General features: G+C 63.6%; 21 protein-coding genes and 3 tRNA genes. 21 read left to right on the plus strand and 3 right to left on the minus strand.

Annotated features, from left to right (window positions below; translation table 11 throughout):
• The first annotated feature begins 304 nt into the window (after positions 1-304).
• The 14 genes from BW991_RS19400 to pnp all read left to right on the plus strand — a co-directional run bounded on the left by BW991_RS19400 (position 305) and on the right by pnp (position 15,021).
• Positions 305-1,171, plus strand: coding sequence for a 3',5'-nucleoside bisphosphate phosphatase (locus tag BW991_RS19400; protein ID WP_076603767.1), 867 nt, complete (start codon positions 305-307; stop codon positions 1,169-1,171).
• 13 nt (positions 1,172-1,184) lie between these two features.
• Positions 1,185-1,817, plus strand: a complete 633-nt coding sequence (locus BW991_RS19405) for an L-threonylcarbamoyladenylate synthase (protein ID WP_076603768.1) — start codon at positions 1,185-1,187, stop codon at positions 1,815-1,817.
• Positions 1,818-1,895: 78 nt separating this feature from the next.
• The gene (locus tag BW991_RS19410; protein ID WP_076603769.1) at positions 1,896-2,555 is read left to right on the plus strand and encodes a site-2 protease family protein; all 660 of its coding nucleotides are present in this window, start codon (positions 1,896-1,898) and stop codon (positions 2,553-2,555) included.
• A 3-nt stretch (positions 2,556-2,558) separates the two neighbouring features.
• On the plus strand, positions 2,559-3,761 hold the full coding sequence (locus BW991_RS19415) for a tryptophan--tRNA ligase (RefSeq protein WP_076603770.1): 1,203 nt from the start codon (positions 2,559-2,561) through the stop codon (positions 3,759-3,761).
• Between the two features lie 37 nt (positions 3,762-3,798).
• The gene (locus BW991_RS19420) at positions 3,799-4,629 is read left to right on the plus strand and encodes a segregation and condensation protein A (RefSeq protein ID WP_076603771.1); all 831 of its coding nucleotides are present in this window, start codon (positions 3,799-3,801) and stop codon (positions 4,627-4,629) included.
• Positions 4,610-5,203 carry an SMC-Scp complex subunit ScpB gene (scpB, locus tag BW991_RS19425; RefSeq protein WP_076603772.1) on the plus strand — a complete coding sequence of 198 codons (594 nt, stop codon included), beginning with the start codon at positions 4,610-4,612 and terminating at the stop codon, positions 5,201-5,203. The genes BW991_RS19420 and scpB overlap by 20 nt, the downstream gene beginning before the upstream one ends.
• Before the next feature lie 61 nt (positions 5,204-5,264).
• Entirely contained in the window at positions 5,265-6,152 is an 888-nt protein-coding gene (gene rluB / locus BW991_RS19430) for a 23S rRNA pseudouridine(2605) synthase RluB (protein WP_244551766.1), read from the plus strand.
• Between the two features lie 153 nt (positions 6,153-6,305).
• The gene (rimP, locus tag BW991_RS19435; protein WP_076603774.1) at positions 6,306-6,734 is read left to right on the plus strand and encodes a ribosome maturation factor RimP; all 429 of its coding nucleotides are present in this window, start codon (positions 6,306-6,308) and stop codon (positions 6,732-6,734) included.
• A gap of 23 nt (positions 6,735-6,757) precedes the next feature.
• Positions 6,758-8,233, plus strand: a complete 1,476-nt coding sequence (gene nusA, locus BW991_RS19440) for a transcription termination factor NusA (protein ID WP_076603775.1) — start codon at positions 6,758-6,760, stop codon at positions 8,231-8,233.
• Positions 8,234-8,250: 17 nt separating this feature from the next.
• Positions 8,251-11,079: a translation initiation factor IF-2 gene (gene infB, locus BW991_RS19445; RefSeq protein WP_076603776.1), complete on the plus strand. Its 2,829-nt coding sequence runs from the start codon at positions 8,251-8,253 to the stop codon at positions 11,077-11,079.
• A gap of 3 nt (positions 11,080-11,082) precedes the next feature.
• The gene (gene rbfA, locus BW991_RS19450) at positions 11,083-11,466 is read left to right on the plus strand and encodes a 30S ribosome-binding factor RbfA (protein ID WP_076603777.1); all 384 of its coding nucleotides are present in this window, start codon (positions 11,083-11,085) and stop codon (positions 11,464-11,466) included.
• A 6-nt stretch (positions 11,467-11,472) separates the two neighbouring features.
• A complete protein-coding gene (gene truB, locus BW991_RS19455; protein WP_076603778.1) occupies positions 11,473-12,402 on the plus strand; it encodes a tRNA pseudouridine(55) synthase TruB in 930 nt (309 codons plus the stop codon).
• Positions 12,403-12,482: 80 nt separating this feature from the next.
• Entirely contained in the window at positions 12,483-12,752 is a 270-nt protein-coding gene (rpsO, locus tag BW991_RS19460) for a 30S ribosomal protein S15 (RefSeq protein WP_018989818.1), read from the plus strand.
• Between the two features lie 169 nt (positions 12,753-12,921).
• A complete protein-coding gene (gene pnp, locus BW991_RS19465; RefSeq protein WP_076603779.1) occupies positions 12,922-15,021 on the plus strand; it encodes a polyribonucleotide nucleotidyltransferase in 2,100 nt (699 codons plus the stop codon).
• A 90-nt stretch (positions 15,022-15,111) separates the two neighbouring features.
• On the opposite strand, the gene dksA is transcribed toward pnp, so the two are convergent.
• Complete coding sequence (gene dksA, locus BW991_RS19470; protein ID WP_076603780.1) at positions 15,112-15,537, minus strand: RNA polymerase-binding protein DksA; 426 nt, start codon at positions 15,535-15,537, stop codon at positions 15,112-15,114.
• Positions 15,538-15,708: 171 nt separating this feature from the next.
• Here dksA and BW991_RS19475 point away from each other — a divergent pair.
• From BW991_RS19475 to BW991_RS24490, 4 genes are all read left to right on the plus strand, one after another.
• Positions 15,709-15,785, plus strand: a tRNA-Pro gene (locus BW991_RS19475).
• 23 nt (positions 15,786-15,808) lie between these two features.
• A tRNA-Arg gene (locus BW991_RS19480) sits at positions 15,809-15,885 on the plus strand.
• Positions 15,886-15,926: 41 nt separating this feature from the next.
• Positions 15,927-16,002: transfer RNA gene (locus BW991_RS19485), tRNA-His, on the plus strand.
• Between the two features lie 417 nt (positions 16,003-16,419).
• The gene (locus tag BW991_RS24490) at positions 16,420-16,593 is read left to right on the plus strand and encodes an ATP-binding protein (protein ID WP_425290215.1); all 174 of its coding nucleotides are present in this window, start codon (positions 16,420-16,422) and stop codon (positions 16,591-16,593) included.
• 84 nt (positions 16,594-16,677) lie between these two features.
• Here the strand turns inward: BW991_RS24490 and BW991_RS19490 are convergent, their stop codons facing one another.
• A complete protein-coding gene (locus tag BW991_RS19490; protein ID WP_244551767.1) occupies positions 16,678-17,334 on the minus strand; it encodes a thiolase C-terminal domain-containing protein in 657 nt (218 codons plus the stop codon).
• 31 nt (positions 17,335-17,365) lie between these two features.
• Between BW991_RS19490 and dctP the strand changes: the two genes are divergently transcribed.
• Positions 17,366-17,857: a TRAP transporter substrate-binding protein DctP gene (dctP, locus tag BW991_RS19495; RefSeq protein ID WP_084205159.1), complete on the plus strand. Its 492-nt coding sequence runs from the start codon at positions 17,366-17,368 to the stop codon at positions 17,855-17,857.
• Positions 17,841-18,254, plus strand: a complete 414-nt coding sequence (locus BW991_RS19500) for a HipA domain-containing protein (RefSeq protein ID WP_076603782.1) — start codon at positions 17,841-17,843, stop codon at positions 18,252-18,254. Before dctP ends, BW991_RS19500 begins: the two co-directional genes overlap by 17 nt.
• A 63-nt stretch (positions 18,255-18,317) precedes the next feature.
• Here the strand turns inward: BW991_RS19500 and BW991_RS19505 are convergent, their stop codons facing one another.
• Positions 18,318-20,318 (minus strand): sigma-54-dependent Fis family transcriptional regulator, encoded by a 2,001-nt coding sequence (locus BW991_RS19505; protein ID WP_244551768.1) that lies wholly within the window; start codon positions 20,316-20,318, stop codon positions 18,318-18,320.
• Between the two features lie 253 nt (positions 20,319-20,571).
• Between BW991_RS19505 and BW991_RS19510 the strand changes: the two genes are divergently transcribed.
• A partial coding sequence (locus BW991_RS19510) for a PAS domain-containing sensor histidine kinase (RefSeq protein ID WP_139335962.1) occupies positions 20,572-22,091 on the plus strand: 1,520 nt, incomplete at its 3' end.

A 22,091-nucleotide genomic window follows, 5' to 3' on the forward strand; every position in this document is an offset into this window, starting at 1 on the left:
GACTCCGGGCCCGGGAGATTTCGGTCGAGGCCGCAGCCGATCCGGTCGATGCACCGGCTGCTGCATGCGTTCACATGCTCGCGTCGTTCCCCGGGCCGGCATTCGGTCGTCGGTCCACTTGCCTGCGCGATCTTCGGGGCATTGCCATTGGCGACTCCCTTGGCAGGAAGCTCCCCCGCGCGACGGGCGGACGATAGCACCAAGGTGAGGGGCTGGCAACGACCGGGGCGTCCGTGCGGTTTGCTATCATGAAAAAAACATCAGTCCCGGCTGCCCGCCGGGATAGCACCGCAGGCCCCCGACAATGTCCCCGAATGCCGATCTTCACTGCCACTCGACCGTATCGGACGGCTGGCTGACTCCGACCGAGGTGGTGCGGCGCGCCGCGGCCAATGGCGTTGAACTGCTTGCGCTCACCGATCACGACGAGGTCGGGGGGATCGACGAAGCGGTAGCGGTCGCGCATGAGTGTGGCATCGGCCTGGTGCCGGGGGTCGAGATTTCGGTGACCTTTCGCGACGAGACGATCCATGTCGTCGGTCTTGGCATCGACCACCGCAATGCGCAGCTGCTCGACGGCTTGGCACAGGTGCGCAGTGGTCGCGAGCAGCGGGCGCAGGCAATGAGCGATGCGCTCGACGCCGTCGGACTGCACGGCGTGCTCGCGGGCGCGCGCCGCTTTGCGCGCAATCCGGCGATGGTCGGCCGTGCACATTTCGCCCGCCACATCGTTGCGAGTGGACTGATGCCCGATGTCGGGACGGTGTTCCGCTACTACCTCGCCCGCGGCAAGCCCGGCTTTGTTCCGCACGTCTGGGCGCGGCTCGAGGACGCGGTGGGCTGGATCCGTGCGGCGGGTGGTATCGCGGTGATCGCCCATCCGGGGCGTTACCGGCTCTCCGCAAGCGACATGGAGGCGCTCTTCGACGGCTTCGTCGCCTGCGGCGGCGAGGCGCTGGAGGTCGTTTCCGGTGCCCATGCGGATTCCGATGTGCTGCGCTTTGCAAGCATCGCGCGCCGCCGCGGGCTGCTCGCCTCGCGCGCCTCCGATTTCCACGGCGGCAGCGAAAGTCCCGTCGATCTCGGCCGCTGCGACCCGCTGCCGCCCGACCTCGTTCCCGTCTGGTCGCGACTTCGCGCTGCTGCGCCGGCCGCCCACCTGCACTCCTGATCCGGAAGCATTCATGGCCCAGTTCTTTTCGCTTCACCCCGAAATTCCCCAACCGCGGCTGATCCGTCAGGCGGCCGAGATCATGCGCGCCGGCGGGCTGGTGGCATTTCCGACCGATTCGGCCTATGCGCTCGGCGGCATCACCGGCGACGCCGATCTGCTGCAGCGCATCCGGCGGTTGCGCGGCGTGGATGAACGACACAACTTCACGCTGATGTGTCGCGATCTTTCCGAGATCGCGAAGTACGCGAGGGTCGATAACGCCCAGTATCGTCTGCTGAAGGCGGTCACGCCCGGCCCATACACTTTCATTCTCGAGGGTACGAAGGAATTGCCCCGGCGTGTGCTGCATCCGAAGCGCAAAACGATCGGCCTGCGCGTTCCCGAGCATCCCGTCGTGGCCGCCCTGCTGCAGGAACTGGACGAGCCCATCCTCACCTCGACGCTCCTGCTGCCGGGCGACGACTTCCCCCTGACCGACCCCGAGGAGATCCGCGACCGGCTCGAGAAGCAGGTCGAACTGGTCATCGAGGCCGGCTATTGCGGCCCCGAGGCGACGACCGTGATCGACCTCACGTCGGGCGCGCCGGTGTTGATCCGCGCGGGCCGCGGCGACCTGGCGCCGTTCGGATTCGAAGCCGACTGAGCGCACGGGCGGACTGCGCGTGGGAGCGGAGCGGATTTGCCCGCTCTGCTAGAATGCGGCGTTTTGCCCCCTGACTTCATGGAATCGCTGATCGCCACCCTTGCCATCTGGGCCTTGCCGGTGCTGCTCGCCATCACGCTGCACGAGGCGGCGCACGGCTATGTGGCACGGCATTTCGGCGATCCCACCGCGGAGCAGGAGGGGCGCATCACGCTCAACCCGTTCAAGCACATCGACCCGGTCGGAACCGTGCTCGTGCCCGGCGCCATCCTTGCACTCAGTTCGTTGCTGGGCGGCGGCGGAATGCTGTTCGGCTGGGCGAAGCCCGTGCCCGTCAACTTCAACCGCCTGCGCCGGCCGAAGGCGGACATGCTGTGGGTGGCAGCGGCGGGTCCGTTCATGAATTTCCTGATGGCCCTCGGCTGGGCCCTGCTGTTGAAGTTCGGCCTGTCCGATCCGCTCGGCACCTACGCGGAGCCGATGCGCGAGATGGGGATGGCCGGCATCCAGATCAATTCGGTGCTGATGCTGCTCAATCTCCTGCCGATCCCGCCGCTCGACGGCGGTCGCATCGTGGTCAGCCTGCTGCCGCACCGGCTGGCATGGAAGTTCGCGCGCATCGAGCCCTACGGCTTTCCGATTCTTCTCGTGCTCCTTTTTACCGGCATCCTCGGTCACATCCTGTGGCCGCTGATCGCAATCTTCCAGACACTTCTCGCGACGCTTTTCGGGTTCTAAATCATGTACGCAGAACGCGTTCTCTCTGGCATGCGCCCGACCGGGCGGCTTCATCTCGGCCACTACCACGGTGTGCTCAAGAACTGGGTCAAGCTGCAGGAAGAATATCCCTGCCTGTTCTTCGTCGCCGACTGGCACGCGCTGACCACGGTTTATGACAGCCCCGAGGTCATCGCAGACAGCGTGTGGGACATGCTCGTCGACTGGCTCGCGGCCGGCGTCGACCCCGAGAAGGCGACGATCTTCATCCAGTCCAAGGTTCCGCAACATGCCGAGTTGCACCTGCTGCTGTCGATGATTTCGCCGGTCGGCTGGCTCGAGCGCGTCCCGACCTACAAGGACCAGCAGGAAAAGCTCGCCCACAAGGATCTGGCGACCTACGGCTTCCTCGGTTACCCGCTGCTGATGTCCGCGGACATCCTCCTGTACCGTGCCGACAAGGTTCCGGTCGGCGAGGATCAGGTGCCGCATATCGAGTTCACGCGCGAGATCGCCCGCCGCTTCAACCACCTCTTCGGGCGCGAGCCCGGCTTCGAGGACAAGGCGAAGGATGCCGTGAAGAAGCTGGGCGGCAAGACCGGCAAGCTGTTCGAGGAGCTGCGCAAGCGTTTCCAGCAGGAGGGCGACGCCGCGGCCCTCGAGCAGGCCCGGCTCATCCTGCGCGAAGCCGGCAGCGTGGGGCATGTCGATCTCGAGCGTCTGCATGGCTATCTCGAAGGCAGCGGCAAGATGATCCTGGTGGAGCCGGGCGCGCTCCTCACCGAGGCGGCCCGCATGCCCGGCCTGGACGGCCAGAAGATGTCGAAGAGCTACGGCAATACCATCTTCCTGCGCGAGGATCCGGATACCGTCACGAAGAAGATCCGCACCATGCAGACCGACCCGGCGCGCGTTCGCCGTACCGATCCGGGCGATCCGGACAAGTGCCCGGTGTGGCAGTTCCACGTCATCTATTCCGATGACGATACGCGCAGCTGGGTCCAGAAAGGCTGTCGCAGCGCCGGCATCGGCTGCATCGAGTGCAAGCAGCCGGTCATCGACGGCGTACTTAAGGAGCAGGTCGTGATGCACGAGCGCGCCCAGCGTTACATCGAGGATCCCGCATTGATGCGGCGCATCGTCGCCGATGGCTGCGAACGGGCAAGCGTGCTGGCCGAAGAGACGATGCGCGACGTGCGCGAGGCGATGGGGCTCTCGTATCGCTGACGCGCCGGAAAAGGGTGGCTTGCAGGATGAGTTCGGTATGACCCTGCCGCTCGCACTGACCCCGGCCGAGACGCCCGTCCCGGTCGAGGTCTTCGCTCGCCTGTACGGTGAGCCGCTCCTCGAGCTGCCCAAGGATCTCTACATCCCGCCCGACGCGCTGGAGGTGTTCCTCGAAGCCTTCGAGGGGCCGCTCGACCTGCTGCTGTACCTGATCCGCAAGGCCAATCTCAACATTCTCGACATCCCGATGGCGCCGCTCACGGCGCAGTATCTCGGCTATGTCGAGGCGATGCGCCGGCACAACCTCGAGCTTGCGGCCGACTACCTGTTGATGGCCGCGACGCTGCTGGAGATCAAGTCGCGCATGCTGCTGCCGCGTCCGCCGCGCGAGAGCGAGGATGAGTCGCTCGATCCGCGCGCCGAACTCGTGCGCCGGCTGCTCGAATACGAACAGATGAAGATGGCGGCAGCGCGGATCGACGCCTTGCCGCGGATCGAACGCGATCACGAGTGGGTCAGCATCTTCGTGGCCGAGAAGGTCGTCGAGCGCCTGCCGGACGTCAGTCTGCATGACCTGCAGTTCGCCTGGCTCAAGATCATGAAGAAGGCCCGTCTCACGCAGCACCACCAGGTGAAGCGCGACGAACTGTCGGTGCGCGAGCACATGACGACGATCCTGCGCAAGCTGGCGGACGGCAGCTTCGTCGTCTTCGACTCCCTGTTCGACGCCGCGCGCGGTCCGGCGAGCGTGGTCGTGAGCTTTCTCGCGGTGCTCGAACTCGTGAAGGAAAAGCTCGTGCAGGTCGCCCAGAACGAGCCCTTCGCTCCGATCTATGTGAAACTCGCCGATGCTGCCAACGACGCCTGAGGACTTCAAGCGCGTGATCGAGACTGCGCTGCTGGCGGCCACTGCGCCGTTGCAGGTGGCGGATGTCCGGCGCCTCTTCGATCCCGATCCCGGGGCGGATCTCGTCCGGCGCCTGCTCGACGAACTGCGTGGCGAGTGGAGCGGGCGGGGGGTCGAGCTGGTGCAGATCGCCTCCGGCTGGCGTTTCCAGACGCGACCGGAGTATCAGCTCTTCCTCGATCGCCTCAAGGAAGAAAAGCCGCCGAAGTATTCGCGCGCCGTACTGGAAACGCTGGCGATCATCGCCTATCGTCAGCCTGTCACGCGCGGCGACATCGAGGATATCCGCGGCGTCGCCGTGTCCCCCAACGTGCTGAAGACGCTCGAGTCGCGGGGATGGATAGACATCGTCGGGCATCGCGATACCCCGGGGCGCCCGGCCTTGTTCGCGACGACGCGGCGGTTTCTCGACGATCTGGGTCTGCGAAGCCTCACCGAATTGCCCGCGCTAACCGAAATTGAAAGGATCATGGACCTTGTCGACACCAAAGAAATCGAATCGGCCGCTCCGGCCGCCAACGAAGAAGAAAGCTGAGCCTGCTGCCGGGCCTCAGTCCGCGCGCGCACACGGCGCTCGTCAGCAGGATGGCGTCGGCATGCCGGCAGAGCAGGGGCGCGAACATCCGCCCCGGCGGGGGCAGGCCGCGGGGCGTGGAGCGCCGCAGGAAGAGCACGAACCGGAACGGCTGCAGAAAGTTCTCGCCCGGCTGGGGGTCGGCTCGCGGCGCGAGATCGAGGAATGGGTCGTCGCCGGGCGCGTCACCGTCAACGGCGAACCGGCGGAACTGGGTCAGAAGATCGGTCCCGGGGATCGCGTCAAGGTCAATGGCAGACTCGTTTCGGTGAGATTCACCACGCGTGCGCCGCGCGTGCTGATCTACCACAAGCCCGAAGGGGAAATCGTTTCGCGCGAAGATCCGGAAGGGCGGCCGACCGTCTTCGAACGCCTGCCGCTGCTGCGCAAGGGGCGCTGGATCGCCGTCGGCCGGCTCGATTTCAACACTTCCGGCCTGCTGCTGTTCACCAATGACGGCACACTCGCCAACCGTCTCATGCATCCGCGCTACGAACTGGAGCGCGAATATGCGGTACGCCTGCTCGGCGAACTCACCGACGAGCAGATCGAGTCGCTCAAGGCCGGCATACAGCTCGAGGACGGGCTGGCCCGCTTCACGGACCTCACCGACCAGGGCGGCGAGGGCTCCAACCACTGGTACAAGGTCACACTGTCCGAAGGGCGCAATCGCGAGGTGCGGCGCATGTTCGAGGCAGTGGGGCTGACGGTCAGCCGCCTGATGCGCGTGCGCTACGGCCCGGTGACGCTGTCGCCCCGGCTCAAGCGCGGCATGTGGATGGAGCTGCCCGAGGAAGAAGTGTGCAAGCTCGCCGGAGTCCCGCGGCCGCAACGCCAGGTTTCGGCACGAACCGCCGAGAAGGAGCGCCAGGTCAGGTTGCACCGCACCGCGCCGCGCGGACGGGGCTGAGAGCCGGGCCGCGCGGCCGGCTTCGCAATTGCCTGTTTTCAATGGGGCTGTTATCATTGCAAAGCTTTGATGCCGGCTTCGTGTCGGCATCGTATTTGTGGATGGAATCAACAAAGATGGGCGTTAGCCCATTTTTTATTTGTGGGCGTGGAAATGGACGTCGAACGTCTGGTCGAGCAGGTGGTCACCGGCCTCGGTTTCGAACTGGTGGATTTCGAGACTTCCCCGAAGGGGCGGTTGATGCGCGTGTTCATCGATATCGAATGCGGTGTGGATGTCGATGATTGCGCAACGGTCAGCAACCAGCTGACGCGCGTTTTCGAAGTCGAGAATGTGGACTACGACCGCCTCGAGGTTTCCTCGCCCGGCCTCGACCGGCCGCTCAAGAAGGCAGCCGACTTCGAGCGCTTCGTCGGTAGCGACGTGCAGGTTCGCCTGCGCATGCCGATCGGCAATCAACGGAATTTCGCCGGCGTGCTCAAGGGCTTTGCCGAAGGTGTGGTGCATCTGAGCACCGAGAAGGGCGAAGTCGCCCTTCCCTTCGACGAAGTCGAGAAAGCGCGTCTCGTGCCCAGATTTTGAATTCGAGTTGGAGATTTTGATTAATGAGCCGCGAAATTTTGCTGCTTGTCGATGCGCTGGCGCGCGAAAAGAATGTAGCCAAGGACATCGTGTTCGGTGCCCTGGAGACGGCGCTCGCCTCCGCAACGAAGAAGCGGATCAATGACGAAGCCGACGTGCGCGTGACGATCGACCGCGAGACCGGCGATTACGAATCCTTCCGCCGCTGGGTCGTGTTGCCGGACGAGGAGGTCGTCAACGACGAGGCCGAGATGGGCATTATCGATGCCCGCGAAGTCGAGCCCGGCATCCAGGTCGGCGAATACATCGAAGAGCCGCTCGAGCCGATCGATTTCGGCCGCATCGGTGCCCAGGCTGCCAAGCAGGTGATCCTGCAGCGCATTCGTGACGCCGAGCGCGAGCAGGTGCTCAACGATTTCCTCGATCGCAAGGAACACCTCGTTTCCGGCACGATCAAGCGCATGGAGCGTGGCAACGCGATCATCGAAGTCGGGCGCCTCGAGGCCATGATCCCGCGAGACCAGATGATCCCGCGCGAGAACCTGCGCGTCGGCGACCGCGTCAAGGCCTTCCTGCTGCGAATCGACCGTGGTGCCCGCGGTCCCCAGCTGATTCTGTCGCGCACGGCTCCGGAATTCCTCGGCAAGCTGTTCGAGCTCGAGGTGCCGGAGATCGAGGATGGCCTCCTTGCCATCAAGGCGTGCGCCCGCGATCCCGGCCTGCGCGCGAAGATCGCGGTGCAGTCGAACGACGCACGCATCGATCCGATCGGCACCTGCGTCGGTCTGCGCGGCTCGCGTGTGACCGCGGTGCGCAACGAGATCGCCGGCGAGCAGATCGACATCATCGTATGGTCGCAGGATCCCGCTCAGTTCGTGATCTCCGCATTGCAGCCGGCCGAGGTCGTGTCCATCGTCGTGGATGAGGAAAGCCACAGCATGGACGTCGTCGTCGACGAGAACAACCTCGCGATCGCGATCGGCCGCAACGGGCAGAACGTGAAGCTCGCGTCCGAGCTGACCGGCTGGACGATCAACCTGATGAGCGAAGAGGAGTCGGCGCAGAAGTCCGGGCAGGAGCGCCAGGGGCTGCGCGAGCTCTTCATGGAAAAGCTCGATGTCGACGAGGAGCTTGCCGACATCCTGATCGACGAAGGCTTCTCGTCGCTCGAGGAAATTGCGTACGTGCCGCTCGCTGAAATGCTCGAGATCGAAGCCTTCGATGAAGAGACGGTCAACGAGCTGCGCAATCGTGCGCGCAACGTCCTGCTCACCGAGGCCATCGTGACCGAAGAGCAGCTGGAAAATGTTTCCGACGATCTGATCAATCTCGATGGGATGGACAAGCCGCTCGCTGCCAAGTTGGCCGAGCATGGCGTACGCACCCGCGATGATCTGGCCGATCTCGCAGTCGATGAGCTCGTCGAAATCGCCGGAATCGAACAAGAACGTGCCAGCGCGCTGATATCCATCGCGCGTGCGCACTGGTTCGAAGAATGAGCGGAGGGCTCTGACTGATGGAACAAATGAGCGTAAACCAGTTCGCCGGCGAACTAAGAATGCCGGCAGCGGTACTGCTCGAGCAGTTGCAGAAAGCCGGTGTTGAGAAGACCAGCCCCGACCAGTTGCTGACCGAGCAGGACAAGGCGCGGTTGCTCGAGTATCTGCGTCGCTCGCACGGTGACAGCCAGCCCAAGGGCAAGATCACGCTGACCCGCAAGCAGACCTCCGAAATCCGCGCAACCGACTCGTCCGGCCGAGCCCGTACCGTTCAGGTCGAAGTGCGCAAGAAACGAGTGTTCGTCAAGCGCGACGAACTCGGTGGAGAATCCGGCGCCGGCGAGATGCCCGCAGTCGAGGAAGTGCTTGCTGCCGCAGTCGAGGAGTTCATCGAGCCCGTGGCCGAGACCGTGTCCGACGCTCCTGCGGTAGAGATTCCTCCCGTGGTCGAAGCAGAACCCGAGCCGGTCGTCGAGTCCGTTCCGGAGCCCGAACCGGAACCCGAGCCTGAACCCGAGCCGGTCATCGAAGCCGCCGCCGAGGAGCCCGAGCAGCAAGCCGCCACGGAGGCGGTCGACGATGCTCCCGCCGCGCCGGCGTCCACGCAGCGTCTGCGCGTTTCCATTCTCAGCGATGAGGAGCGCGCCGCGCGCGAGCGCGAGGCCCGCAGGCACGAGGAATTGCGCGCGCGCCAGATGGCCGATCTGAAGGCCAAGCAGGAGCGCGAAGCCGCGACACGTGCAGCCGCCGAGGCTCGCCGTGCGGAAGAGGAGGCGCGCGCCCGGGCGGAAGCCGAGAAGCGCGCGGAAGCCGCCAAGCCTGAATCCCGCGAGGCCGCCAAGGCGCCCACCGGTACCTTGCATCGCCCGGCAAAGACCGATGAAAAGGCGGGCGGCAAGGACGCCAAGCGCGGTGCACGCGGTGGTGCCGCGGACGCGGGTGCCGGCGACAGCGCAAAGCGCCGCGGTCTGAAGACCCGCGGTGAAGTCGGAGCCACGACCGGCTCATGGCGCGGTGCCCGTGGTGGTGGCCGCCAGGGTCGGGGACAGCAGGACGATCACAAGGCATTCCAGATGCCGACCGAGCCGGTGGTGCGCGAGATTCACGTGCCCGAAACCATCACTGTCGGCGACCTGGCTCACAAGATGGCCGTGAAGGCTGCTGAAGTGATCAAGGCCCTGATGAAGATGGGATCGATGGTCACCATCAACCAGGTGCTGGATCAGGAAACCGCGATGATCCTGGTCGAGGAAATGGGCCACAAGGCGTTCGCTGCAAAGCTCGACGACCCGGACGCCTTCCTCGAGGACGCTGCTGCGCAGGCCGATGCCACGGTGGAACCGCGTGCGCCGGTCGTGACCGTCATGGGTCACGTCGACCACGGCAAGACATCGCTGCTCGACTACATCCGGCGTACCAAGGTCGCCTCGGGTGAAGCCGGCGGCATTACGCAGCACATCGGCGCCTATCACGTCGAGACGCCGCGCGGCATGCTCACGTTCCTGGATACCCCGGGTCACGAGGCATTCACCGCCATGCGTGCCCGCGGCGCGCAGGCCACCGACATTGTCATCCTCGTGGTCGCTGCCGACGACGGCGTGATGCCGCAGACGCGCGAGGCGATCCATCACGCGAAGGCCGCGCAAGTGCCGATCGTCGTTGCGGTGAACAAGATCGACAAGCACGAGGCCAACCCGGATCGCGTCAAGCAGGAGCTGATCGCCGAGGGCGTCGTGCCCGAGGAATACGGTGGCGAGGTCATGTTCATCAACGTCTCGGCGAAGACCGGCGTGGGGATCGACAGCCTGCTCGAATCCGTTCTGCTGCAGGCCGAGGTGCTCGAGCTGACGGCGCCGGTCGATACGCCGGCCAAGGGTCTCATCATCGAGGCGCGCCTCGACAAGGGGCGCGGCCCGGTCGCGTCGCTGCTGGTCCAGTCCGGCACCCTGCGCAAGGGCGATGTCATGCTGGTGGGCGCCACCTTCGGCCGCATCCGCGCGATGCTGGACGAGAATGGCAAGGCGATCGACGAGGCTGGTCCGTCCATTCCGGTGGAGGTCCTCGGTCTTTCGGATGTGCCGTCTGCCGGCGACGAGGCAATCGTCCTCGCCGACGAGAAGAAGGCGCGCGAAATCGCACTGTTCCGCCAGGGCAAGTTCCGTGAGGTGAAGTTGGCCAAGCAGCAGGCGGCCAAACTCGAGAGCATGTTCGAGCAGATGGCCGAAGGCGAGGTCAAATCCCTGCCGCTCATCATCAAGGCCGATGTGCAAGGTTCGCAGGAAGCTCTCGTGCAGTCGCTCAACAAGCTGTCCACGGACGAGGTCCGTGTCAATGCGATCCACTCCGCAGTCGGCGCGATCTCCGAGTCCGACGTGAACCTGGCGCAGGCTTCGGGCGCAGTCATCATCGGCTTCAATACCCGTGCCGATGCCGGTGCGCGCAAGCTCGCCGAGACCTTCGGTGTGGATATCCGCTACTACAACATCATCTACGATGCCGTGGATGATGTTCGGTCGGCGCTGTCGGGTCTGCTGTCGCCGGAAAAGCGCGAGAATCAGCTGGGTCTCGTCGAAGTCCGCCAGGTGTTCCGCGTGCCCAAGATCGGTACCGTCGCGGGCTGCTACGTGCTCGAGGGTGTCGTCAAGCGTGGTGCACAGATCCGCGTTCTGCGCGGCAACGTGGTCATCCACACGGGCGAGCTGGAATCGCTCAAGCGCTTCAAGGACGACGTCAAGGAAGTCAAGTTCGGCTTTGAATGCGGCTTGTCAGTGAAGAACTACAACGATGTCCAGGAAGGCGATCAGCTCGAAGTGTTCGAAATCCAGGAAATTGCCCGGACGCTGTAAGAGATGCCCAAGGAGTATTCCCGCAGCCAGCGCGTGGCGGAGCAGGTCCGCCGCGAACTGGCCGAGCTGATCCGGCTGGAAGTGAAGGACCCCCGCGTGGGCTTCATCACCGTGACCGATGTCGAAATCACCCCCGACTACGCGCACGCCAAGGTGTTTTTCACCTCGATGCACGGCGAGGAGGGGCTCGACGAAATCCTCACCGGCCTGCGTCGCGCGAGCGGCTTCCTGCGCCGGGAGCTCGGAAAGCGTGTGCGTATCCACACGCTGCCCGAGCTGCATTTTCATTACGACCCGTCGGTTGAGCGCGGCAGCCGCATGTCGCAACTGATTGACCAGGTGGTGCGCGAGGATGATGCGCGCCACAAGGACGATCCGGAAAGCTGAGCGGTCTTGAAAGCGCAGAAGCAATTCAGGCACCAGCGCCGCGCGCTGGACGGCGTCCTGCTGCTCGACAAGTCGCAGGGCATCACGTCAAATGCGGCGCTGCAGACGGCGCGTCGCCTGCTCAATGCGGCCAAGGCCGGGCATACCGGCACGCTCGATCCGATGGCGACGGGGCTGCTGCCGCTGACTTTCGGGGAGGCGACGAAGTTCTCGCAGATGCTCCTCGACGCCGACAAGGAATACGAGGCGACGGTTCGTCTGGGTATCGAGACGGACACCGGCGATGCCGAAGGGCGTCCGATTGCCGAAGCGCCGGTGTCGGTCGCGGAGAATGATGTACGCACGGCGCTGGGGCGCCTCACCGGCGAGATCGAGCAGATCCCGCCGATGTACTCGGCACTCAAGCGCGACGGCAAGCCCCTGTACGAATATGCGCGCGCCGGCATCGAGGTCGAGCTGGCGCCGCGCCGCGTCACGATTCACGCGCTCGAGTTGCTGGAGTTCGCCGGGGAAACCTTTCGTATCCGGGTTGCATGCAGCAAGGGCACCTACATCCGGACGCTTGCGATCGATCTCGGGCGGATTCTCGGTTGCGGGGCGCATCTCTCGGCGCTGCGACGCACGCGTATCGGCCCGTTCGCAGCCGGCTCGGGTACGGTGACGCTCGCAGAACTCGAAGCCGTGCCGGCCGACGAGCGGGAAAGCTTGCTTGCACCGGCCGATGCACTGGTGTCGCACCTTCCCGAGGTTGTGCTTTCCGCTGCACAGGCCGCCGGTTTGCTGCAGGGGCGTGCGTTGGTTTACGAGGGTAGCGAACGGGGTCTTGTCAGGGTTTACGGCGATGGACGCTTTCTCGGCCTGGGGGAACTGGGCGATGACTGCCGCCTGTTGCCCAAACGCCTCGTTGCAACGGGTGCGGCAGCACCGCAGTCTTGATAATCATTGAGTTTTTCATGGTGCGTTGGGTATAATCCCACGCTTCTGATTGGCAGAATACGAAAAGAGTAAACACCCACATGGCTCTCGATACCGCATCCAAGGCGCAGATCGTCACCGACTTCCAGCGCGCACAAGGCGACACCGGCTCGCCGGAAGTGCAGGTCGCTCTGCTCACCGCCCGCATCAACGGGCTTACCGGTCACTTCAAGGCCAACGCGAAGGATCACCACTCGCGTCGCGGCCTGCTCAAGATGGTCAGTCAGCGCCGCAAGCTGCTCGACTACCTGAAGGGCAAGAATGCCGACAGCTATCGCAGCCTGATCGAGCGTCTGGGCCTGCGCAAGTAATTCGCTGACCGTGTCGGGTCTGACAGCGTCGCAAAAGACAAGGTAAGCGAGCAAGCCGGTGCGGATCCCGCGGGGTCGCACCGGCTTTGTTTTTGCTGTCAGGGTTGCGTGACCGGGACAGCTTCGCAGTTGTAGTCTGCTGCTTACACTCACCTAAAGGATATTCAACTTGCCTACCGCCATCAAAAAAACATTCGCATACGGCGCGCATACCGTCACCATCGAGACCGGCGAGATTGCCCGTCAGGCAGGTGGTGCCGTCATCGTGAATATGGACGACACCGTGGTCCTCGCCACCGTCGTTGCCGCCAAGGAAGCCAAGACCGGGCAGGATTTCTTCCCCCTCACCGTCGACTACGTCGAGAAGTTCTACGCGGCCGGCCGCATTCCGGGCGGCTTCTTCAAGCGCGAAGGGCGTCCGACCGAGAAGGAAACGCTGACCAGCCGCCTGATCGATCGCCCGATCCGCCCGCTGTTCCCGGACGGCTTCTATAACGAAGTCCAGGTCATCGTCACGGTGCTGTCGCTCAACCCGGAAATCGATTCGGACATTCCGGCGATGATCGGCGCATCCGCCGCGCTGGCAATCTCGGGCGTGCCGTTCAACGGCCCGATCGGTGCCTGCCGCGTCGGTTATGCCAACGGCGAGTACATCCTCAATCCGACCGTCGAGCAGCTCAAGACCAGCCAGCTGAACCTCGTCGTTGCCGGTACCGAGGCGGCGGTGCTGATGGTCGAATCCGAGGCGCAGGAGCTCTCGGAAGAAGTGATGCTCGGCTCGGTGGTCTTCGGCCACCAGCAGATGCAGGCGGCAATCCGCGCGATCAACGAACTCGTCGAGATCGCCGGCAAGCCCGAGTGGAACTGGCAGCCTCCCGCCAAGAACGAGGCGCTCATCAACCGCGTCAAGGAACTTGCGGGCGCCCAGCTCGAGGAAGCATTCCGCATCACCAGCAAGCAGGCCCGTACCGAGCGCGTGAACGAGATCCGCAAGAATACGATCGCGACGATCACCGCGGAGTTGGAGGCAGCACCGACCGGCAACGAGCTCAAGGACATCTTCCACGAACTCGAGGCCGGCATCGTGCGCAGCCGCATCCTCGCCGGCGAGCCGCGTATCGACGGCCGCGACACCCGCACCGTTCGCCCGATCGAGATCCGCGTTGGCGTGCTGCCGCGCACGCACGGCTCGGCACTGTTCACGCGTGGCGAAACCCAGGCTCTCGTGGTCGCGACGTTGGGTACCGGGCGTGACGAACAGATCATCGACGCGATTGCGGGTGAATACCGCGAGAGCTTCATGCTGCACTACAACTTCCCGCCGTTCTCGACCGGCGAAACCGGCCGCATGGGCGTGACGAAGCGTCGCGAAGTCGGTCACGGCCGTCTGGCGAAGCGCGCGCTTATCGCGGCGCTCCCGGCGCCCGAAGATTTCAGCTACACGGTCCGCGTCGTGTCGGAAATCACCGAGTCCAACGGCTCGAGCTCGATGGCGTCGGTGTGCGGCGGCTCGCTCGCGCTGATGGACGCCGGCGTGCCGATGAAGGAGCATGTGGCCGGCATCGCGATGGGTCTGATCAAGGAAGGCAATCGTTTCGCCGTCCTGACCGACATCCTCGGCGACGAGGACCATCTCGGCGACATGGACTTCAAGGTCGCGGGCACCGAGCGGGGCGTCACGGCGCTGCAGATGGATATCAAGATCCAGGGCATCACGAAGGAAATCATGCAGGTTGCGCTCGCGCAGGCGGGCGAAGGTCGCATGCACATCCTCGGCATCATGAAGCAGTCGCTCGCCTCGCATCGCGGTGAGGTGTCCGAGTTCGCTCCGCGCATGATCACGATGAAGATCAATCCCGAGAAGATTCGCGACGTGATCGGCAAGGGCGGTGCGGTGATCCGTGCGCTGCAGGAAGAGACCGGAACCGTGATCGAGATCGGCGACGACGGCAGCGTGACCATCTCGTCGGTCAGCGCCGAGGGGGCGCAGCTCGCGAAGGAAAAGATCGACGCCATCACGGCGGAGGTCGAGGTCGGCAAGGTGTACAACGGCACCGTCATCCGCCTCCTCGATTTCGGCGCGATCGTGAACATCATGCCGGGTCGTGATGGCCTGCTGCACGTGTCGCAGATCGCGAACGAACGCGTCAACAACGTTGCCGACTACGTCAAGGAAGGTCAGGCCGTGCGCGTCAAGGTTCTCGAGACCGATGAGCGTGGCAAGATCCGCCTGAGCATGAAGGCGCTGCTGGATCAGTCGGCCGAATAATCCGGCCGGACGAAATGAAAAGGGACGCGGCAGCGTCCCTTTTTTTGTCCTGCGTCCGGCTGCGCGGAAGGCGCGCCGGCAGTGACGCTATTACTTTGCGACTTGGCGCTCGCGCATTTCCTCGAGGGTCTTGCAGTCGATGCACAGCGTCGCCGTGGGGCGCGCTTCCAGCCGTTTGAGGCCGATCTCCACGCCACAACTGTCACAATAGCCATACTCACCGGCATTGATGCGGCCGATGGCCTCGTCGATCTTCTTGATCAGCTTGCGTTCGCGGTCGCGGTTGCGCAGTTCGAGTGCAATGTCCGATTCCTGGCTGGCGCGATCATTGGGATCGGCAAAAGCGGTCGCTTCGTCCTGCATCGTGTGAACGGTGCGCTCGATATCGCCAGCCAGTTCCCGTTTTACCGACTCCAGCATGTTGCGGAAGTGGGCCATCTGCTTCTCGCTCATGTATTCCTCGCCCTTTTCGGGGACGTACGGCGGGAACTGTTTCTGCAGTGTATCGTCCGGCATGACTTCGGCTTCCGGTGGGTAATTGAAAGAAGCGAACTAATATCAGAAACTGATCGGGCGGGCAAGGAAAGACGCACCTCTCCGCTTTATTCGATGTTTTTCGGCGCGAATGAAATTTTCTCGATTTCACGTTTGACGCATCGGGAATGAGTGTGTATTATTCGCGGCTCTCGGGGTGTAGCGCAGTCCGGTAGCGCGCTTGCTTTGGGAGCAAGATGTCGGGGGTTCGAATCCCTCCACCCCGACCAGCTAACCCCGATGCCCGCGGGATCTGCCCGTAGCTCAACTGGATAGAGCACCGGCCTTCTAAGCCGGGGGTTACAGGTTCGATTCCTGTCGGGCAGGCCAGTAAAGGTTTTTGACTGTAGAATTTCTGCAGTCTGAAAGTGGCGGCATTAGCTCAGTTGGTAGAGCACTGGATTGTGGCTCCAGTTGTCACCGGTTCGATCCCGGTATGTCGCCCCAAAGAATCAAGTAGTTAGCGAATCGCAGTATCCAAAGTGGTTGTAGAACGATCTACAAAAGCGGGCCCGCTTGTTTTTAAAGGGTTCCGCACTGGATTCGTGAATCATCCGCGAACTGATCCACGAACTGGTCACCCTGTCCTTCACCGAAGCGGCCGATAACGCCGTGTTCATCGGCGGAATGGGTATCAGGAAGTCATCTTGCCACGGCGCTCGGGTAAGGCGCGCCAGCTAGTGCTTGCGGGCGTGCCCGTGCTTCAGGCTGCACCGCATGCTTTGCATGTCTGTGATCGCGATCGCTTGGGCGGTAATGTGAAACTCCTACCCCGAATGCGTGGTGAAGATTCGCGAACTATGCAGTCAGGAGTTTTTGCCTTGGTCTGCCCCTAGCGCGGCCAGCTGTAGCTAGGTCAAGGACGTGTTGATCACAAACAACCGATCGGTCGGAAAATGGGGGCCGCTATACGGCAGCGGCGTCGCCGCCACAGCCGCTCTCGGTCGGCTGCTGGGGCGCAGTCAGGTCATCACAATCCGGGGCGGCAGCCAGCGGTTGCGCGACAAGCGCCTCTGCGTCTTCTGCAGACGGCCGTAGCCCCCGACTCGATCACGCCGGAGAGTTGATTAACCCAAGAAGCAACACTCCATATCGCTTGATAACGGACTGTATTCGTGTTGATTACCTACTCAGGATGGTTACAGCAACCGCGGCTTCCTCGATCCCGAGCAGACCTCCGCCGTTCTCCTGGATCGCGTGCCGCACGCCCGGGACCTGCCGTCCGCCGGCTTCGCCGCGCAATTGGGTCGTGAGCTCGAACAATTGGCCGAGGCCGGTGGCGCCGAGGGGATGCCCCTTGGACTCGAGTCCGCCTGACGGATTAACCGGAAGTCGCCCACCGAGCGTGAATTCGCCACGCTCGGCGGCGGCCCCGCCCTCGCCGAATGGAACGAAGCCGAGGTTTTCAACCTGGATGATCTCGCCCGTTGCGGATGCGTCATGTACTTCGGCCACCCCGACGTCGTCCGGACCGATGCCGGCCTGTTCGTATGCTTGTCGCGCGGCGAGGTGGGCGGCTCCCTGTTGGGGCTGATCGATGCTTCGATGACTGAAACTGCGCATCACACTGGCCGCGACGCGGATGCAGCGCGACCGGTCGGCACCCATGCGGCGCAGGCCTTCTTCCGTGCACAGGATCGCCGCCGCCGCACCATCCGACAGTGGCGCACACATCGGTAGCGTCAGAGGGTAGGTGATCGGCGGCGCGGCCAGAACCTCGTCGACCGTGAATGGCTTCCGGAACTGCGAGAACGGATTGTGCACCGAGTGCTGGGACAACGGGTTCCGCCAGTACACGAGTAATACGCCGATGCACCTGCCGAGTGACCTGAAGGGGCTGAAGATCCGGATCCAGTCCTCCAAGGTTTTCGATGCTCAACTGCGCAACGTTGGTGCCCTGCCGCAGGTGATGGCCTTCAGCGAGGTCTATCAGGGGCTGCAGTCCGGGGTGATCAATGGTCAGGACAATCCGGTGAGCAACATCTACACCCAGAAATTCCATGAAGTCCAAAGGCACCTGACGATGACCAATCACACCTATCATGGATATGTGGTTGTCACGAACAAGAAGTTCTGGGAAAAGTTGCCCGCGGATCTCCGCGCCGTGCTCGAGACGGCGCTCTCCGAGACCACCGCGCGCTATGGCCAGTTCGTCGAGGAGGAGGACAACGCTGCCCTCGACGCAATCAAGCAGTCGGGAAAGATGGCGATCTATGAACCGACGCCGACGGAGATGAAGGTGGTAGTGGTCGAGCGGGCGGATGTCCGCTCGAATGTGCTCACTCATGAAAGCGCTGCCTGAACGGTGGGTTGTGGCATGCAGTCACTCGGCTGCCGGTGAATTCCCCAAGTTCACGGCCATGCGGATGCTGGAGGGGAACCCCGTTTCGGTGATCGTGAAGTTCTCCGGCGCTGATGCGTCCGCCGCAGTTCGCCGCTGGTCGGACCTCCTCGTTTGCGAGCATCTGGCATTGGAGACCCTGTCCGCTGAACTTGGCGTCCGTACGGCCCGGAGTGCGATTTGCCACCACGCCGGCCGCACCTTCCTGGAAGTGGTGCGTTTCGACCGTCGTGGTGCCCACGGGCGGCTACCGATGTGTGCGCTGTCGAGCCTGAATGCGGCGCTCTTGGGCAAGGTGGGGTATGGCCGGAGTGCGGTGCGTCCTGACGAAACCGGATGGACGCATGGCTGCGCATAAGACTGCTACTTGCATCCGTCACGACGTAGAACGGATCAAGCCCCCGACGCCGCGCCCCTCCCATCAGCGTGCTTCAGGCACGATGCCGTACTTGCGAAGCCTGTACACCAGCGTCGGGCGGCTGATGCCCAGTACTCGGGCGGCGTGCGACAGGTTGCCGTTAGCCTCCGCCACGGCCGCGCGCAACATGGCCACCTCCGTTTTCGCCAGTCCTGGGTGCCCGACCGCGGCGGTCGACAACGATTCCGCGTCCCCCGGTTCGCTGACACGCCCGATACTGCCGCTGCGCTTCAACATGAACGCGGTGGTATCGACTTCCTCGCCGCTGGTGAACAGGTGGCATAAGTCGAGCGCGCCGCCATCCTCGGCCAGGATGACCGCGCGTTCTATCATGTTCTCCAGCTCTCGCACGTTGCCGGGCCAGTCGTAGGCGAACATCGCATCAACCGCCCGTTCGCGGAAGCCGGTGATATGTTTATCGTGTTTGCGGGCCATGCGCTGGAGGAACCAGTTCATCATCAGCGGGATGTCGTCGCGGCGCTGGCGCAGCGGTGGCACCTGGATCGGAAAGACGTTGAGGCGGAAGAAGAGATCCTCGCGGAATTGTCCGGCTTTGACGGCTTCGCGCAGGTTCACGTTCGTGGCGGCAACCACCCTGACGTCCACCTGGCGCGTGCGCGTATCGCCCACGCGCTCGATCTCGCCCTGCTGCAGCGCCCGCAGCAGCTTGCCCTGCGCCGTGAAGCTCAGCGTGGCGATCTCGTCCAGAAAGAGCGTGCCGTGGTCGGCCCGTTCGAAGCGTCCGGCGCGAGACGTAGTAGCGCCCGTAAAGCCGCCGCGCTCGACGCCAAACAGTTCCGATTCCATCAGATGTTCCGGAATGGACGCGCAGTTCACCGCGACGTAGGGTCCATCTGCGCGCTTGCTCAGGCGATGCAGGTTGTTCGCGAAGACTTCCTTGCCGACACCGCTCTCACCCAGGAACAGCACGGTAGCGTCGGTGGGCGCCACCTTGTTGACCATGTGGCAGACCGTATTGAAGCCGGCGGAGATGCCGACCACGCCGAAGCTATTCTCCGGTGCGCTGGACAAGCGAGCGGCGATGCGGCTCGTAGCGGGCAGTGGCGCCTCGGCCTGCGGCGCCCATTTGACGAAATCGCCGATCCGCAGGAAGCGCAGATCATCCTGGGCGTCTTCCCATTCCTCCACCGGCTTGCCCACCACGCGGCATTTCGCGTGCCCCATCCCGCGGCATTCGGTTTCCCGCCACAGGATGGGACGACCCATGAACGCGCTGGTGTAGCCGCACGCATAACCGATCAGCATCCAACACACCGATTCGTTGCCGATACCGTAGGCGGCGATGTGGGCCTCCGCCTCGGAGCTGTCCACGAGATAGAAGTCGCCGAAGTAGTGGCCATGCTGGACGTCGATATCCAGCGCCACCGGCTCGCAATGCACCATGCCCTCCAGCGAGACGAGTTGGGGACCGGCCAGGAAGTCGTCATAGGTATTCAGGCCAGCGCGGACCTTGCGCGCCATCGCCGCGTCTCGCGTGCCGGCCTGATAGCCGATGCGGGTGATCAGTCCGCGCGCCGTTTCCTTGTCGAGGCTCTCGATCAGTTCCTGCCGCAGGGCGCCAAGCGAGCTGACATGCATCAGGATCATGCGCTGATCGTCAAGCCAGATGCGGCCTTGCTGGGGCGCGAAACGCAGGCGCTTGGCGAGGTCATGGAACGCCGGCACATGGATTCCCTTGGGCGTCGCGCGCCGCTCGGGGTGAGTGTGCGCCGGTGAGTCGGGCTCGAGTACTTCGGGATGCCTTTTCGCCATGATTTCCTCGATCGCGGCCGGCGCGGTTGCGGGCACGGGAACTCGCCGCCGCGCATCGCGCGAACCGGTCAGGCGACCGCCGTCCACCGGCCCGCGCAGGCCATACAGGGTTCGATTGAAAGAGCTTATGCCCAGCGGCCAGATAGGGCGATTGGTTTCATCAAATGATAGGGAATCTCGAGAAGCTGGCAAGCGAGCTTTGTTCGAGTGAACGCCTAGGTAATCGATCATTTGATGCACGATGCCTCCGCATCGATTCGATCAAATAATCGAATCGCAGCCGAGCAGTGCACCGCGAGATTGCGTCCTGCTGCGTCTGTAGAAAGGCGTCCCCGTCTTCGCCTGTCTGTCGTTTCGAGGGTCTTCCCTATAACTATCGAGATATTTACGGGGTCAGCACATCGCTGGCACATATTCTGCTCGGATCTACCGTCACCGCGTAGTGGCAAGTGCAGGCCCACCAAACCACGAATGGGAGATATCCATGACATCCCCAACGACATTGCGGCGATCGGAGGCGGCGCGCTGCCTCACCGAGGAGGCAGTGCTCATGAAGGGTGACGTGTTCGACGTGGAATTGGACGACGAGCAGGGCGAGGATGCCTCGGTCGGCTACGAGGCGATCTTCCGCAACACGCCCGTGGCAATCTGCCACCTGTACAACCGCAGGATCAGGCGCTGTAACCGGCGCTACGAGGAATTGTTCGGATACCAACCCGGCGAACTCGACAACCAGTCGGTCGGCGTGCATTACCTGAGCAACGATTCGTTTTCGACGATCGGCCGGAAATATGGCCATTTTTTCGAGAGTCATCACACCTTCAAGGACGAGCGGCCGTTCGTGCGCAAGGACGGCACGCTGATCTGGTGCATCGTCACCGGCACCTTGCTTGATCCGGCCAACCCGAAACTCGGCAGCATCTGGGTGGTGCAGGACATCTCCGAGCACAAGCGGATCGAGGAGGAATTGAAGGCCGACGTCGAGAAGCTCGAAATCGTCGTGCAGCAGCGGACCGTGGAGCTCAGCCGGCACGTCGCAAGCCTCGAGGAAGAAGTCGCCACGCGCCAGCGCGCGGAAGAAGCCGCGAACGAGAATCGCGAGAAATACCAGAAGCTCTTCCACATGCTGCCGATCGGCATTTCGATTACCGATCCACACGGCGAGATCCTCGAGGCCAATTGCCAATTCGCGGAAATGGTCGGCTTGCGGCGTGCTTCGCCCGAGAACTGGCGGACACTGCCGCTGCGTTTCTTCCTGCACGACGGAACGGAGATCCCGAGGCACCGCCTGCCCTGGCAGCTCCGCGATTTCCAGAAGGATTCGATCAACAACATCGAAATCGGGATGCGCGACGGGAAGGGGCGCAAGCTGCGCTGGCTGAGCGTCAGCTCGTCGCTGATCGAGCGCAAGGACAAGCAGTTCGTCGTCGCCGCGTTCACCGACATTACCTACCGCAAGCGCATCGAAGAGCTCGAACGGCTGCGCCACGCGGAGCTCACGCGGCTCGGCCGGATCAACTCGATGGCCGAAATGGCGGCCGCCCTCGCGCACCAGATGGGGCAGCCGCTGGTGTCCGCGGTCAATTACCTGAACGGCTGCAAGCTCCGTCTCGAGCGCGTCGACGGCGTCGGGGAGATATCCGAGTCCATGGGGCTCGCGCTGAAGTATCTCGAGCAGGCCGGCGAGATCCTGCGCCACGTCAAGGACTTCGTCTGCAAGCACAAGCCCGACAAGGAACCGGAGAACATCAACGAGGTGATCAAGGACGCGCTCTCGTTCCTCAATTTCGAGGTCCGCCGTCACGACGTCAGCGTCGACCTGCGGCTGCTGCAGGACCCCCCGCTGGTGCCGCTGTGCAAGGTCGAGATCCAGCAGGTGTTGTTCAACCTGATGAAGAACGGCATGGAAGCGATGACGAGCCTGCCGCCCGGGGCGCGCAAGCTCGTGATCGGCAGCGAGATCATCGATGCGGGCGGGGCGATGACGGTGTTCGTCCAGGACCA

It is taken from the genome of Aromatoleum tolulyticum, assembly GCF_900156155.1.
Lineage (GTDB): Bacteria > Pseudomonadota > Gammaproteobacteria > Burkholderiales > Rhodocyclaceae > Aromatoleum > Aromatoleum tolulyticum.